The organism is Capilliphycus salinus ALCB114379 (genome assembly GCF_047276495.1).
GTDB classification, from domain to species: Bacteria; Cyanobacteriota; Cyanobacteriia; order Cyanobacteriales; family Microcoleaceae; genus Capilliphycus; species Capilliphycus salinus.
Genome location: NZ_CP178543.1, coordinates 619458 through 634116, shown reverse-complemented (window position 1 = coordinate 634116; position 14659 = coordinate 619458). Strand labels below are relative to the sequence as shown.

Below are 14659 nucleotides of genomic sequence, written 5' to 3'. Positions count from 1 at the left end.
GCAATCTTATACCCATTGCTTTTAAACCTACTCATTCAGTCAGAAAAACAAAATGAATCTAGGAGAACTCACTACATTAAAGCTAATTTCTCACCTGAGTTGGCTGGCTCAAGTCATCCTTGAACCTGAACCCGAAGCCGTAGAAGATGCCGCAATGGTCTTTAGTGGCCCGCAATTTTTTACCGCTCTAATTACCGGGGTAGTCTTAGCATTTGCCTTTCAAATGTTACTGACCAATTTGGGAGTGGCGACAGGTATTTCGCTACTGGGTGGCTCATCGTCATCATCAAAACACCATCACGATCATCACGATCATCACGATCATTCTCATAATCCTTTAAAATCCGCTGGAAAAACAATTCGGAAAATCGGACTCGCCTTAGGTTTAGGTACTTTAATCAGCGTTACAATTTCGCTATTTTTTGCCTGTTTATTCGCCGTAAAACTCAGCCTATTTGTCTCCGCAGGTTCCGGAGCGATTGTCGGATTAGTCATCTGGGGTGCCTATTTCTCACTATTAGTTTGGGTGAGTTCAACAACAGTTGGATCGCTAGTCGGATCGGTCGTTAATAGTGCAACTTCTGGATTTCAAGCCTTATTTGGAACCGCAGTCGCCGCCTTTGGATCAAAAGCCGCATCTCAACAAGTCGTCGCCACTGCTGAAGCCACCGCCGCCGCTGTCCGTCGGGAACTAACAGACGGACTCGATCCGATTTATTTACGAGAAAAAGTAGAAGATTATTTTGATGCGTTACGTCCTCCCCAACTTGACCTAAAAAATATTCGCTCTGACTTTGAAGATATTCTTCGCGATCCACAATTCCAAACCGCTTTAGCAAGCGGTGATTTATCTCATGTTAACCGTCAAACTTTCGTCGATCTCGTTAGCAATCGCACCGATTTATCCCAACAAGAAGTTGATCGCATTGCTCGACAATTAGAAGGCGCTTGGCATAAAGCATCCTCTCAATTACCCAGTCGAGATAACTTCTCCCAATTCGTTGATTATCTCAAATCTGCGCCCCGAAAATCATTGCTAGGTAATGAATTTTCAGACAAGTTAGATGGGGTGATTGAAGAAATGCGTAAACGCCGCCATGCTCAAAATCCCAGTCCCCTAACTCATGGGTTAACGATGGGATTTAATAGTTTGGTTGGTATGGTGATGGGACGGACAGATTTATCCGACTTCGACGCCGAAAAAATCATGGGACAACTGCAACAACTCAAAGAATATTTGAGCGATCAACCGGAAAAAGTTAAGGCTCAATTGAGCGGAAGTCGCCCAACTTACAACCCCTTACGAGCAGATATTGAAAATTATCTCTCGAACGCTCATCTGTGGCAACTCAAATCCACCAATTTACATCGAGAATTCCGCGATTTGCTTTATGATACCGAAGCCGATCCGGGTCAAGTTGTCGAACAATTAGAACAAATTAATCGCACCGACTTTGTAGACTATCTAGAAGATAAAGGACTGCTAACTCAGGATGAAATTGAGCATATATCTCATACCTTAAACGGAATTCGTTTAGAGGTCTTAAATACCGCAGTAGCCGCCAAAGAACGGGAAGAAGCGATTGCTTTATTAGCAGAAGTTGAACGCTACTTACTGGCTACTCCCCGAGAAGAATTAACTCCCGAAAAAATTCAACTTAATTTTAGACCGATTCTTAAAGATCCCGATGCGGATTATGAGCATCTCAATAACCGTTTGGCTCAATTAGATCGGTTGACGTTTGAACGAATTTTATTACACCGTCCTGAGTTAACTCCTGTAGAAGTTGCAGCGATTACAACCGAGTTAGAAATTGCTCGCGATCAGGTTCTTCAAGAAGCTCGTGAACTCGATAGTGCGGCTAAAGCGAAAGTCGAAAAACAATGGCTTAAACTTCAGTCCCATCTGCGAGATACGGGTAAATCTGAACTGAATCCCCAAGCCATTGAACGAGAACTCAAACTGTTACTTGATGATCCGCAAGCAGGAGTTTCAGCTTTACGAGCGCGAGCGTCTCGATTTGATCGCGATACTTTGGTCAAATTGCTCGGTCAACGGAATGATTTGAGCGAAGAACAAGTCAATCGAGTTTTGGATCGAGTCGAGCGGAATTGGACTCGGATAACTTACAAACCCAAGCAACTGACCGCTCAAGCTCAACAACAGTATGAACAAGCAAAATCGGCGGTCGCAGACTATCTATATAGCACAGGTAAACCCGAATTAAATCCCGACGGAATTAAACGAGATTTAGCTCAGTTACTTGAAGATCCAACGGTGGGAAGTCGAGCGATTAAAAGACGTTTGGCGGAGATGGATCGCGATACTTTGGTGCAGTTATTGGCGCAACGGGATGACTTGAGCGAAGACCAAGTTAATCAAGTGATTGACGAGGTACAAAACACGCTGCAAACGATTGCCAAATCCCCCCGTCGTTTGGCTCGTCGCACTCAACAAAAAGTGCAAGATTTCCAAAGTGCGTTCACCGATTATTTGCGGTCTACGGATAAATCAGAACTCAATCCCGATGGCATTCAACGGGATCTGAATTTGCTGGTCAACGATCCGCGTTTAGGAATGGAAAGTTTGCAGGATCGTTTATCACGATTTGACCGTTCAACCTTGGTGGCTTTATTGTCTCAGCGAGATGATATTTCCGAACAAGACGCGAATCGAATTGTTGATGATATTTTAAGGGTTCGCGATCGCTTCTTAGATCAATTACAGGCGATTAACACTCAAGTTCAACTGGTGGTTGATCGCATCTTTAGTAAAATTCGCGCCTATCTCAATAGTTTAGATCGACCCGAACTAAACTATGAAGGAATTCGCCATGATTTCCGCACCTTGTTTGACGATCCGCAAGCGGGTTTTGACGCTTTACGGGAGCGTTTATCTCAGTTTGATCGCGATACTTTGGTCGCGCTGATGAGTTCTCGCAAAGATATTTCTGAAGCGGATGCGAATCGGATTATTGATCAGGTTGAAATGACTCGCAACCGAGTTTTACAAAAGGCTGAACGCCTGCAAAAACAGGCGGAAATGCGACTTGAACAAGTCAAACATCAAACTCAAAAACAAGTTGAAGAAACTCAAAAAGCCGCCGCCGCTGCTGCTTGGTGGTTGTTTGTAACAGCATTAGTTTCGGGTTTAGCTGCTGCTGGAGCCGGAGCATTAGGTGTAACGACGTAAGAATATTGAGTTGATTCTGTTTTAATTTTCCCCTGTTTTCAGGGGATTTTTTTTTGCTCATTTTCTGCAAAGGTTAGAGCGAATCTATTTTTTACAGTTATTTTTGAATTCAATTAAATCATCAAACTCCTAAAAACATAGAGAAAGATTTCCAACTTCAGATAGATTAAATTAACTGCTCAAATAACTATAATAGATAAATAAGAATAAATTTTTTAAGAAAACAGGTTAAATTATGGACAGTCAAAACATAAACTTAAACCCTTTAAAAAAAACCCTGGGATTAACCGCATTAGGTGCATTAGCAACAAGTTTGATCCTTCCAAGCGCAAGTGTTAACGCTCAAACTGCGACCGTCCCCGGAAGTAATTGTCGGGAAGCAAAAACCTCTAATATTATTATTAGAGATGAACCCGGAGGAAATGAAATCGGTCGCTTACAAGAAGGAGAAAATGTCTACATTGCCAATGAAGGAAGAAACGGTTGGGTACCGATAGAAAACCCCGCCAGTGGTTATGTAAATGCACAAAATCTCCGCTATTGTACAGGAGAAAATACCACATCTCAAGTTCCTGATGGAGAGGCTTTATTTACTCCTCCCGTGAATGGTTGTCGCAAAGTTAACGCCTCATTGGTAACGCTGAGAGATCGACCTCAAGGGAAAATTATCAGCACATTAGAAGAAGATGAAAGAGTGTATATCCAAGATGAAGGTGAGAATGGTTGGGTGCAAGTTCAATATCCGGTTGAAGGTTATGTAACTTCAGCAAACTTGGCTTATTGTGATACGATTGGCCCCACTTTGTCTACAAGTAACTGTCGGGAAGTTGATGTGAATAACCGGTTAAATGTGCGAGCGCAACCGGGAGGAGAAATTATCGGAAGTTTAGAAGACGGACAAGACATTTCTATCAGAAATAGAGGTGAAAATGGTTGGGTTCCTGTTTTTGCTCCGATTGAGGGATATGTCGCCGCTAACTTTTTAGCATATTGTCCGTAGGACTTAGTTAACTGAGTCATTGTTTGAACAAAAATTAAGGAGAATAAGCATGAAAATTCAACCCGAAATTTCCTATCATAATATCGAGAAAAATCAAGCGATTGATTCTTTAGTTCGAGAAAAAATCGGCAAACTTGAGCAATTTTGCGACTACATGAATAGCTGTCGAGTCGTAATTGAGAAAACCCACGAACATCCAAAAAGTGGTTCTCCCTATCGGGTGCGGCTCGATATTACTGTTCCTCCGGGCCACGAACTTGCCGTCGATCGCAGTCCCGATCGAGGTGTTCAATATGAACCCTTAGAAACAGTAATTCGAGAAGCTTTTGATGCGGCACGTCGCCAACTGGTGGAGTTAGTTGAACGTCAACGCCAATGGGATAGAAACTCACCGTCACAACAGCAAATGGTTGCGATTGTTACCCAAATTTTCCCCAAAGAAGGATATGGTTTCTTGCGAACTGTTGATGAAGATCGCGAGATTTATTTCCATAAAAATAGTGTTTTACACGATGATTTTGAGCGGCTAACAGTCGGAACTGGGGTGAGATATGTCGAAGAAGAAGGTGAAAAAGGGCCGCAAGCAACAACCGTGCAAATTGTCAATAAACCGGGAGTTAGTGCCGATAAAACTTCGGAAACTGAAGTTGAAACACCCTTGGGATGGAACTCCTAAAACGGGTTTAATTTTCTCGAATCAAAGAACAAGAATCAAAGAAATAGTGAATTGGAGATTTATTCAAGAATGAGTATTTTATCAACCAGCGAAATTAAAGAGTTAATGGAATATGGGGATGAAAATTGCATTTCAATTTTTATGCCGACTCATCCCGCCGGGCCGGAAATTCGTCAAGATCCAATTCGGTTTAAAAATGTTCTCAGTTTGGCTGAGGAAAAATTAGTAGAAGCCGGTTGGCGAGATACCAATGCTAAACGACTTTTAGAACAGGCTCACCAACTCGATCAAGGGGAGTTTTGGCGACATCAAGACGAAGGACTCGCTTTATTTATTTCTCCGAATGAGTTCCGTTATTACCGTGTTCCGCTCAATTTTGATGAAGAAGTGATTATCAGTAATCGCTTTCATCTTAAACCGTTAATGCCTTTATTAATGAACGATGGGCGGTTTTATCTGTTAGCTTTGAGCCAAAATCAGGTGCGTTTATTTCAGGGAAGTCATTATAAAATTAATGAAGTTCCCCTGGAAGATATGCCTTTGAGTTTAGCAGAAGCGTTGAAATATGATGATCCAGAAGAACAGCTTCAAATGCACACGGGAAACCCGCAAGTCGCTGAAGGTCAATCTCTAGTTTTTCATGGTCAAGGTGTAGGAACGACCGATAATAAAGATCAAATTCGCCGTTTTTTACAAAAGGTTGATCGGGGTTTACATGAGATTATTGAAGATCAACAAGCTCCGATGATCTTAGCCGGGGTAGATTATGTGATCAGTATGTATCGAGAAATTACGATTTATCCGCTTGTTTTGTCAGAAGGAATTCCGGGAAATCCCGACAAGGCTAATCCCAAGGAATTACACGAACAGGCTTGGAAAATTGTTCTACCTTATTTTCAAGAGTCTCAAGAAAAAGCCGCAACTAAGTATCAAGAATTGATGGCAAACAACCCAGAAAAAGCGTCTCGCGATCTCAAGGAAATTATTACAGCGGCTTATGATAAACGGATTGAATCTCTGTTTGTTGCTATCGATGAGGAACAATGGGGTAAGTTTAATCCCGAAACCCATGAAATCACTTTGCAACGAGAAGATCAACCGGAAAATGAGGATCTGTTAGATTTTGCCACAATTCATACTTTCCTCAATGGCGGCGCAGTTTATACCGATGTTCCTGAAAAACTTCCCGATCGCGCTTTAGTTGCTGCCACATTCCGCTACTAAAAATTAATTACAATTGAGACAGAAGAAGGGGATTTTCCTCTTCTTCTTTGTTTTTTTTAATCGGGTTTCTGAGCGGGAGAGGGAAAAGGGTTAAGATGTAGAGAGGGTTTCTCTGCATCCGAAAACAATACGACTTTAGATAGATGAAAAATAGCACAAATCATGCTATAGTTAAATGTTAGCCAAAAGAACCTAAGAGAAAGCTTACGGGATGGGGATGTGAGACGGAATCATCTCAATTGACAGAGATAGAATAATTTAAGATCACCGCATCCCAACCGGATATAAAAGTAGAATTTGAGGCGATCGCGTCATCACTCATTCACAAACTTCTCTGACTGTGATTCAATTTATTCAAAAAACAAATTAAAATCAATTTTTTTCTGTTTTTACACACTAACTTAAGGAAGTCAAAAAAATGAAGTTTCAAGTGGGATGTCAGTTAAAATACGATCTTTCCACCGCCAGCACTTTTATTTTTAATATCAGTGCTGTTAATAATGGTTCCCAACAGGTTCTCGAAGAGCATCTTCAGATCGAACCGGCGGTAAATTCTGAAGAATATGTTTCCTCAACCGTTAAAAATCGACTGTTGAGACTGACAGCACCCCCCGGAAAATTACAAGTCTCTTATCAAGCAACTGTCGCTCTTTCTTTAGAAGAAGATAATCCCGAACTGATTCCAGAAATTCCGCCGGAAAAACTCCCCTTAAGAGTATTAAATTATGTCTATCCCTCGCGATACTGTGAGTCCGATCGATTAATCCGTTTAGCACAAACTGAATTTGGTCATCTTCTGCCTGATTATTCCCGAGTAACGGCAATTTGTAACTGGATTTATGATAACGTTACTTACTTATCCGGCAGTAGTAACTCTCAGACTTCCGCCTATGATATCGTCACTCAACGGGCTGGAGTCTGCCGGGATTTTGCTCATTTAGGAATTGCATTTTGTCGGGCTTTAAACATTCCCGCTCGCTTTGTCAGTGGCTATGCTTATAGTTTAGAACCGCCCGATTTTCATGCGGCTTTTGAAGCTTATTTAGGGTCACGTTGGTATTTATTTGATGCGACTCGTTTGATTCCCCGAAAAGGATTTGTGCGAATTGGTACCGGACGAGATGCGGCTGATGTATCATTTGCTACCATTTTTGGATCGGCTCAACTCGAAGATCTCAAGGTTTCCGTCGATTGTTTAACCGAAGCCCCCCCACAAGCAACAGTCGGGGCGATTACGTCGGTTTAGGGGATAAGCGGCAGTCCGGGGGTCACGAGTCCCCCGGACTGCCATCGAGTGACAATTGTCTAACTGTCCGGGTCGGGGTTGAAGGGAAAATCTTCCTCAACCCCGTAAATCTACGGTTGCATATATTTAAAGATTTGTTGATTTATCCGCGAATATCCGGATGAGAGAGTGTCAGTTGAGAAACATACCCAGTAATGGCTTCGGTGCTTTTAAATCGAAGTTTAATTGCAAATAAGCCAGGAAACTGGTTATCGAAACGTCAGAAAAGTGCATCACATCCTCTGGGCGAGATGTATAAACTGACAACCGAATCACAGAAAACAAGATTAACAATATCCACTTACAGCAAGCCATGACTTTTCAAGATATTCTTCCTTCGTTGATTGCTCAACTGAATTCTGCAACATCATCGAATGTTTCTACCTCAGAATCAAGTAGTAATCAGGTCATTTTCGAGTCTGATATTGATGGCACTCACTATTATCTCGTCCGCTGTCAACCGAAGTCAAATCCTTGGCTCCAACTGAGTCAACGGGAACAAGAAATCGCTCAATTAGTTGCGGAGGGTTTACCAAACAAATGTATCGCGAAAAAACTCGGTATCAGTCAATGGACCGTTTCAACTTATCTGCGCCGAATTTTTGCAAAATTAGATGTAACCACCCGAGCCGCAATGACCGCTAAATTGTTAGGAGATGACTTATTAGCCAGTTAAATCAACCCATTGAGTCAATGCAGAACAAAAGCCGTCCATTCTGGTCACTCAAAAAAGCGACTGATGGGAACGCCAAAAATCTGCTATCAATGTAAAGGTTGCGTTGAATATAATGGGATGGATCATCTCGAAGTTGGTCGTTTGTGGGATAAAAATGCTCCGGCTTGGACGGCACTTTCTCGTCAGGGTTATGATGTTTATCGAGATTTAGTTAATACTCCGGCTTTTCTGGAAATTCTACCGGAAATTAAAGGTTTAGAAGGTTTAGACATTGGTTGTGGCGAAGGATCTAACACTCGAAAATTAGCCCGTTTGGGGGCTAAAATTGTGGGAATTGATATTTCCTCAGTCTTCATTCAAGAGGCAATTTCTCTAGAAAATATTGAACCTTTAGGGATTGAGTTTAAAGTTGCGAGTGCGTTAGAACTTCCCTTTCAAGATGAAAGGTTTGACTTGGCAACGGCGTTTATGAGTTTTATGGATATGCCGAATCATGAAATCGCACTGCGAGAAGCTTTTCGAGTTCTCAAACCGGGAGGCTTCTTGCAGTTTTCGATTACTCATCCTTGCTTTGAGACGCCGCATCGGAAAAATTTAAGAGATGAAACCGGGAAAACTTACGCCATTGAAGTCGGAGGATATTTTGATAGAATTGACGGACAAATTGCCGAATGGATATTTAGTTCCGCCCCGGAAAATCTTCAACAAAAATGGCCTAAATTTCGGATTCCGGTTTACCATAAAACCATAAGCGAGTGGTTGAATTTACTGATTGATGTCGGTTTTGTTCTGGAAAAATTCGTTGAACCGAAAGCGAGTGATGCGATTACCGCTCAATATCCACAGATGCAAGATTCACAAGTTGTTGCTTACTTTTTACACGTTCGCTGTCGCAAACCTCGCTGATATTCAATCAAAAAAATAACACACAAAAACCCGGTTTCTAATTATTTTCGTTGAGAAACCGGGTTAATTTTTAAGTGTTTTCAGAATTAATCAAAAGCAACATATTCTGAGCGTACCCATCCGGTTAAACCGTCTACTGAGGTGACATAATACCAATTTGCACCATCATTACTTTGACCTTTTTCAACCACTTCTACCGTTTCTCCGTGTTGAAGGGTACCGAGGGATGAAGCCAAACTCGGTGTTGTGCGAAGGTTAACGGGACGACCATCGGTTGTAATTCGACCCGCAACAATAAAATTATCGTCTGCGACCATTGTATTGTACTGTCTGTTGCTGCTAATTTCTAAACAAGAAAAGGGTAAATTCACAGTTCCCCAACCTTGTCCAGAAGCGGAAAAATCTGCAAAAACTTCCGCGTAGGGTTGACCATTACTAAAGTTTCCGTAGCGACGGACTTTGTAGTAACCGTTTTGCAGCGTTCCTACAGATTGTCCGTAGTCATTGTAAGTCAAACATCTAGAGTTTTTCAGATAAATATAGTCGGGGTTGCTGTAGTAAACTCGACTGGCAGAAGCAGCGGAGGTGAAGGCGCCAAATGCAGAAAAACCTGCAATTACGGTGCTAGCAAATACAGCGGCGACTTTTCCGAAGAATAGTTTCATGTTTGGCTCTCCTTTAAGAGTAAAAATGGGTTTGGGATTGAAAACTGGGGTGAGAACAAAGCCGATCAATTTTGAGGGGATAAACTCGGTGAAGATGGAGCGATCGCCTAGAACAAATCGGCAGTCCTCAAACTTCGTAAACTTCCTTGAGAATACTTAATTTGTTGCGGATCATCAAGGTGTAGGTTTCGAGCGCTTCTAGTTCTTCTTGGGTAATCATTAGATTTTGCTCTTGTAACCATTTGAGTTGAGCTTGACGGACTTTGGTTTGGGGTTTTAACTTGGGTAGTTGGTGGTTTTGGTATTCCCGGATTCGCCGTTCGTTTTCGGAAATTAAGTTAGGTGTTTTCATAAGATTTACTGGTGAAAATACAGGTAAAGATTAGGGGTAAACTTTAGGGGAAAGTTTCAAATCATGGGTGAAAGATTATGAATTTTTCGCGTTTTGGGGACGATTTTTTTAAGTTTAGTCCACTCTGGATAACTCGAGGAGGATTGACGATCGCGAAGATTTTGAGACACAGAAAGTAGACAGTCTTCTCCTTGGATTTGTAAAATTTCTGCTGACAGTAACGCCGTTCCAACCTCACCTAATTTGGTACGATATTTAAACTTATAATTAGAAAGGCGACGTTGAGATTGAAGTTGAGTAATTAAGGTTTCTCGTTCTTCGGGATTGACCCAAATTTTAAGTTCTGCTGCGGTTTTTCCGATGATTTCATTTTGTTGATAACCTGTTAAACAACAAAAACATTGATTGGCTTCCAAATATCGTCCCTCCTGCAACGTGCTGATCGCGATCGGGTAGGGGTTGAAGTGAAAGGCTTTTGAAAACTTTTCTTCAGACAAACTCAGGGCGGCTTCTATCGAGCTTCGACAGCGAATTTCTTTTTGACATTCTAGATTTTGCTGTTGTAATAATTGATTTTCTTGCTCAAGTTTTCTCACCAAACGATTCTGTCTAATCTGAGCATTAATGCGGGCGATCGCTTCTTCGTATTGTAGAGGTTTGGTGATATAATCTGCCCCTCCAATTTGGAAACCTTTCACCTTATTCACCTCATCCGCTAAAGCGGTCATAAAAATGATCGGAATCGATTGTGTTGCGTTTGAAGCTTTAATCCGACAACAGGTTTCAAATCCATCAATTCCCGGCATCATTACATCGAGTAAAATTAAATCTGGGGTAATTTTTTCGAGTCGCTTCAGACAACTCTCACCATCTTTAGCAATTAAAATTTTATAGCCACACTCTCTCAAGAAATCTGATAAAACCTTAATATTTGTAGGATTATCATCAACAATTAAAATCAGTTCTTGAGTTTTGGGTTTCATTAGAGTGCCTCCACATTTAAGCGTTTCTGAGTCCAAGTATTCCGTTGATCTCATGCAACTCTTGATTTCCCTGAGTTCTGCGGTGAGAGCGGTCAAATTGTCTTTTTTTTCTAATCGACTTATTTTCCGGTTTCAAGCGTTTACTAACGCTTTTTTAATTTAAACCTTTTAATTTTATGGAATTTCGTTTAAAGTTTTATTTCTATTTAATTTCAAGCTGAATGCTGCCCGAAAATTAGCTTGAAGTTGATTGAAACAGCCAGGAGTTTTCGACTTGACGACTGAGTTTAGCCTATGTTCCCGGAGACTTCAGACTCTTGTTTAAATCCAGCGATGCACTCTGACACAAGTAGGTGTCTTTGGTCGTATTTTTGATCGGAGACCAACCCATCAAACTCGAAGATTCAGAAGCGGAATTTAGAGAAGCAAACTCAACTGTAGCTGTTGCTTTTTGAGGTACAATCTCAGCATGAACACCAATCGTAGTAACCAAAGCAGTTGCAGTGAGTAAGATTTCCGTGAGTGTGATTTTCATCGTTTCCTTTCTCCTAAATAACTTCGGATTGTTTGCGTTTGAACCGCTTGTAGAAACCACCTACCAATTTCAAGAATAGGATTGAATAGGCCGACTGTACTTAACATTGTTCACTCCTCTAAAACTGTGCTTAAGCATGGGCTTTGTTTAGAAAAAAATGGGAGTTGCTTGTTGAACTCAAATAATACGGAAACTAGAGTACAACTCCCATTTAATAAGCACCTGAATTTTAGTTGTAGAGCGGCTCACCACTTGCCGTTCCATTTCCGTATTCTTGCATATGTTCAACAAAGACGTCCCCTTGATCGCGGTTTCCAGGGGATAAAGTGAAGACTACATTATCCGTGTTAGCTTCACCTGCTTCTTGGGAAGCAAAAATTACAACTTCATTATTGACAACTCCAGCTTGATACATCTCTTCTAGAGTGTCAATTCCTAAAGATTCCGCTAAATTTGTTAAGCGAGTGCTAACAGCATGAGCGCGACGTTCTGGTGTATAAGAACCTTTAGGATCGCTAGACGAAAGGGTTTCTCTCCAGATAATTAACGGTTCAGAACCGACTTGAACGACTTGGGTATCAATAACAGGATAGTCACCCAATAGATCGGGATTATCCAAGTCATAGGTTTCACGAACCACCATAGGAACGGTACCATATTCGTTTTTTTCGGCGTTGATTTCTACAACTTCAAAAACGACCCGATCTCTTACATAAGTATTAGAAGGCTTGGCTTCTACTTGAGAAATGGTACCGACTAATCCTGCGGTAATGATGGCCGATGCGACGAATGCTTTGATGGTGCTTTTCATGTTTGTTTACCTCGTGGTGATGTCAGAGCAAGGAGTTATTTGGCTTTGCGATACTCTTTAAGGTACGGCAGAATCAGAGTCCCTGTCAGTAAGAACAAAGTGATGTGTTCCAAAGTGATCTCGGTCTGGAGGTAAGGGGAAAGTAATCAAAAAGTGAGGGGGATCACATAACGGAGGTGACGAATGTTCTTGTTTTCCTCGGGATCTGTGGGTTAACACCCGGCTTGTCAAGCCATTCCGCCTTCCGAAACGCGATCGCAGATTCTCACTCCCGGGTCAGACTGTTGGCCTTCGGTTCCCCTGGAGATCGAATAGGATGGTTAAAAACCCCGTTTCTCAATATAAACCGGGTTTTTAATCGAACTCACTCACCGAACCCATCAAAAACAACCGTTTGGTGGTTTACAGTTGGCACAACTCTAGTCATGTACTGCTGTCAAAATCTACTCCTCTCCCAGAAGAAAAAAAATCTAAAAAAGTTAAATCAGAGAAAATTTTTCCTTTTTAGTAAAATTTTAGTAAAATGCAGCAAACAAATATAAAAGACTTGATTTTACTCCAATTAAAGCTTAGGACATTCTACGGTTTCGGTGTTTTCGGTTTCCCCGAGTGTTTTTATTAACCCAAAAATATCAAATTTCTTTTCTATCTAAAGGTGGAGGAATTGTTCTATCCATAGAAGGATTAAGAATAGTGATGTTAACTATAAATTTAAGATAAGGTTAAAAAACATGAAAAACCTAAAAATAAAGAGTCTGGAGAAGAAGAGTATGAAAAATTTTTTAAGCGGTCTAACTATTGCTTTTGTCGGGTTAAATCTGGGTTTACCCGCATTCGCACAGTTCGGAGAAACGGAGCAGATGGAGCAACAAGAAGCTCTCGATTCACCAACTCAACAGTCGATTATCTGCGATTATAGATATAAAATTGGTGAGGTTGGATGGGAACGAGAGAGTGCCAGTGGAACCACTCGTTTAGAGGCTAAAAATGCACGCGGTCAACGCATTGATCGTCTAGAAGAAGAAGCGGCAGAAGAAGGAGAAGATCTGGAAGTCGTTTATACCCAATGTCGCGATCCCTATCGATAAATCGCATATAAAATAGGTTCTGTTGTAATAGAAAGACTGCTATTTCAGTCGGCAGCAGAACCGGAGTTCGCGAAAGTTGAAATAAAGCTTATAAACTTGAATTCTGCCAAGTTTATTGCTAAAATCTTGAAAAGAGTTGCTCTTGAGTAGTCCCGATCAAATATTAATATTATGACTGTCACTCTATCTAACCCTTCTTCCATTGAATCTTGGTTAGGAGATGAAGCCGAAAGCCTACTGACTTACCAAGCCAAATATCCGAAAGAGCAATTACATTTACCCGGACCGGATTTTGTCGAGCGAGTTTTTGCTCAAAGCGATCGCAATCCGCAAGTTTTACGAAGTCTTCAACAACTTTATTCAACAGGTAGACTCGCCAATACAGGCTATGTTTCTATCTTACCTGTTGACCAAGGAATCGAACATTCGGGCGGTGCTTCTTTTGCACCCAACCCCCTCTATTTTGACCCCGAAAATATTATCAAACTGGCAATAGAAGGCGGTTGTAATGCGGTTGCAACCACCTTAGGCGTGTTGGGAATGATGTCAAGAAAATACGCTCATCGGATTCCCTTTATCGTCAAACTCAACCATAACGAACTCCTCACCTATCCGAATGTTTATGACCAAGTAATGTTTGCAAATGTCGAACAAGCTTGGAATTTAGGCGCCGTTGCAGTCGGAGCAACAATTTATTTTGGTTCTCCCGAATCTGGCCGTCAAATTCGAGAAGTCAGTCAAGCATTTGCTCACGCTCACAAACTGGGAATGGCAACAATATTGTGGTGTTATCTTCGCAATAATGCCTTTAAACAACAAGATAAAGATTATCACCTGGCGGCCGATTTAACCGGTCAAGCGAATCATTTGGGTGTTACCCTAGAAGCCGATATTATCAAGCAAAAATTACCCGAATGTAATGGCGGTTACGAAGCCGTTTCTCAGGCGTTCGGTGAAAAATATGGTCGCACTCATAAGTTAGTTTATTCCGACCTCACAAGCGATCATCCCATCGATTTAACTCGCTATCAAGTTCTCAATTGCTATGCGGGTCGTAATGGTTTAATTAACTCCGGTGGTGCTTCTGGAAAAAGTGATTTTGCGGAAGCCGTCCGAACTGCGGTGATTAACAAAAGAGCGGGGGGATGCGGATTAATTTCCGGTCGAAAAACATTTCAGCGTCCCTTTTCTGAAGGCGTTAAACTCTTTCATCTCATTCAAGATGTTTATCTGTCTTCAGAAGTCACCATTGCTTAGTTCATTGG

14 protein-coding genes are annotated in these 14659 nt (G+C 41.5%); 9 read left to right on the top strand and 5 right to left on the bottom strand.

Annotated elements, in window-relative coordinates:
• Positions 1 to 52: 52 nt before the first annotated feature.
• From ACL6C3_RS02685 to ACL6C3_RS02655, 7 genes are all read left to right on the top strand, one after another.
• A complete protein-coding gene (locus tag ACL6C3_RS02685) occupies positions 53 to 3193 on the top strand; it encodes an MFS transporter (protein ID WP_413165107.1) in 3141 nt (1046 codons plus the stop codon).
• A gap of 235 nt (positions 3194 to 3428) precedes the next feature.
• On the top strand, positions 3429 to 4193 hold the full coding sequence (locus ACL6C3_RS02680; RefSeq protein ID WP_413165106.1) for a hypothetical protein: 765 nt from the start codon (positions 3429 to 3431) through the stop codon (positions 4191 to 4193).
• Between the two features lie 49 nt (positions 4194 to 4242).
• The gene (locus tag ACL6C3_RS02675) at positions 4243 to 4869 is read left to right on the top strand and encodes an HPF/RaiA family ribosome-associated protein (RefSeq protein ID WP_413165105.1); all 627 of its coding nucleotides are present in this window, start codon (positions 4243 to 4245) and stop codon (positions 4867 to 4869) included.
• Positions 4870 to 4938: 69 nt separating this feature from the next.
• Positions 4939 to 6093: a hypothetical protein gene (locus tag ACL6C3_RS02670; RefSeq protein WP_413165104.1), complete on the top strand. Its 1155-nt coding sequence runs from the start codon at positions 4939 to 4941 to the stop codon at positions 6091 to 6093.
• A 418-nt stretch (positions 6094 to 6511) separates the two neighbouring features.
• Positions 6512 to 7339, top strand: coding sequence for a transglutaminase-like domain-containing protein (locus ACL6C3_RS02665; protein ID WP_413165103.1), 828 nt, complete (start codon positions 6512 to 6514; stop codon positions 7337 to 7339).
• A gap of 352 nt (positions 7340 to 7691) precedes the next feature.
• Positions 7692 to 8054 carry a response regulator transcription factor gene (locus ACL6C3_RS02660; protein WP_413165101.1) on the top strand — a complete coding sequence of 121 codons (363 nt, stop codon included), beginning with the start codon at positions 7692 to 7694 and terminating at the stop codon, positions 8052 to 8054.
• A gap of 63 nt (positions 8055 to 8117) precedes the next feature.
• A complete protein-coding gene (locus ACL6C3_RS02655) occupies positions 8118 to 8960 on the top strand; it encodes a class I SAM-dependent methyltransferase (RefSeq protein WP_413165099.1) in 843 nt (280 codons plus the stop codon).
• Between the two features lie 86 nt (positions 8961 to 9046).
• On the opposite strand, the gene ACL6C3_RS02650 is transcribed toward ACL6C3_RS02655, so the two are convergent.
• The 5 genes from ACL6C3_RS02650 to ACL6C3_RS02630 form a co-directional block, all read right to left on the bottom strand.
• Positions 9047 to 9625: an SH3 domain-containing protein gene (locus ACL6C3_RS02650; protein ID WP_413165098.1), complete on the bottom strand. Its 579-nt coding sequence runs from the start codon at positions 9623 to 9625 to the stop codon at positions 9047 to 9049.
• A 127-nt stretch (positions 9626 to 9752) separates the two neighbouring features.
• Positions 9753 to 9977, bottom strand: a complete 225-nt coding sequence (locus ACL6C3_RS02645; protein ID WP_413165096.1) for a hypothetical protein — start codon at positions 9975 to 9977, stop codon at positions 9753 to 9755.
• Between the two features lie 56 nt (positions 9978 to 10033).
• Positions 10034 to 10960, bottom strand: coding sequence for a response regulator (locus ACL6C3_RS02640; protein ID WP_413165095.1), 927 nt, complete (start codon positions 10958 to 10960; stop codon positions 10034 to 10036).
• A 292-nt stretch (positions 10961 to 11252) separates the two neighbouring features.
• A complete protein-coding gene (locus tag ACL6C3_RS02635) occupies positions 11253 to 11495 on the bottom strand; it encodes a hypothetical protein (RefSeq protein WP_413165093.1) in 243 nt (80 codons plus the stop codon).
• A 229-nt stretch (positions 11496 to 11724) separates the two neighbouring features.
• Entirely contained in the window at positions 11725 to 12306 is a 582-nt protein-coding gene (locus ACL6C3_RS02630; protein ID WP_413165091.1) for a COP23 domain-containing protein, read from the bottom strand.
• Between the two features lie 770 nt (positions 12307 to 13076).
• Here ACL6C3_RS02630 and ACL6C3_RS02625 point away from each other — a divergent pair.
• The gene (locus tag ACL6C3_RS02625) at positions 13077 to 13394 is read left to right on the top strand and encodes a hypothetical protein (protein WP_413165089.1); all 318 of its coding nucleotides are present in this window, start codon (positions 13077 to 13079) and stop codon (positions 13392 to 13394) included.
• Between the two features lie 171 nt (positions 13395 to 13565).
• Positions 13566 to 14651, top strand: coding sequence for a class I fructose-bisphosphate aldolase (locus ACL6C3_RS02620; RefSeq protein ID WP_413165088.1), 1086 nt, complete (start codon positions 13566 to 13568; stop codon positions 14649 to 14651).
• The last annotated feature ends 8 nt before the right edge of the window (positions 14652 to 14659 follow it).

Bases quoted from the DNA above. Each gene is read 5' to 3' on its own strand.
- ACL6C3_RS02685 (WP_413165107.1), top strand. From the start codon at position 53: ATGAATCTAGGAGAACTCACTACATTAAAGCTAATTTCTCACCTGAGT.
- ACL6C3_RS02680 (WP_413165106.1), top strand. From the start codon at position 3,429: ATGGACAGTCAAAACATAAACTTAAACCCTTTAAAAAAAACCCTGGGA.
- ACL6C3_RS02675 (WP_413165105.1), top strand. From the start codon at position 4,243: ATGAAAATTCAACCCGAAATTTCCTATCATAATATCGAGAAAAATCAA.
- ACL6C3_RS02670 (WP_413165104.1), top strand. From the start codon at position 4,939: ATGAGTATTTTATCAACCAGCGAAATTAAAGAGTTAATGGAATATGGG.
- ACL6C3_RS02665 (WP_413165103.1), top strand. From the start codon at position 6,512: ATGAAGTTTCAAGTGGGATGTCAGTTAAAATACGATCTTTCCACCGCC.
- ACL6C3_RS02660 (WP_413165101.1), top strand. From the start codon at position 7,692: ATGACTTTTCAAGATATTCTTCCTTCGTTGATTGCTCAACTGAATTCT.
- ACL6C3_RS02655 (WP_413165099.1), top strand. From the start codon at position 8,118: ATGGGAACGCCAAAAATCTGCTATCAATGTAAAGGTTGCGTTGAATAT.
- ACL6C3_RS02650 (WP_413165098.1), bottom strand. From the start codon at position 9,625: ATGAAACTATTCTTCGGAAAAGTCGCCGCTGTATTTGCTAGCACCGTA.
- ACL6C3_RS02645 (WP_413165096.1), bottom strand. From the start codon at position 9,977: ATGAAAACACCTAACTTAATTTCCGAAAACGAACGGCGAATCCGGGAA.
- ACL6C3_RS02640 (WP_413165095.1), bottom strand. From the start codon at position 10,960: ATGAAACCCAAAACTCAAGAACTGATTTTAATTGTTGATGATAATCCT.
- ACL6C3_RS02635 (WP_413165093.1), bottom strand. From the start codon at position 11,495: ATGAAAATCACACTCACGGAAATCTTACTCACTGCAACTGCTTTGGTT.
- ACL6C3_RS02630 (WP_413165091.1), bottom strand. From the start codon at position 12,306: ATGAAAAGCACCATCAAAGCATTCGTCGCATCGGCCATCATTACCGCA.
- ACL6C3_RS02625 (WP_413165089.1), top strand. From the start codon at position 13,077: ATGAAAAATTTTTTAAGCGGTCTAACTATTGCTTTTGTCGGGTTAAAT.
- ACL6C3_RS02620 (WP_413165088.1), top strand. From the start codon at position 13,566: ATGACTGTCACTCTATCTAACCCTTCTTCCATTGAATCTTGGTTAGGA.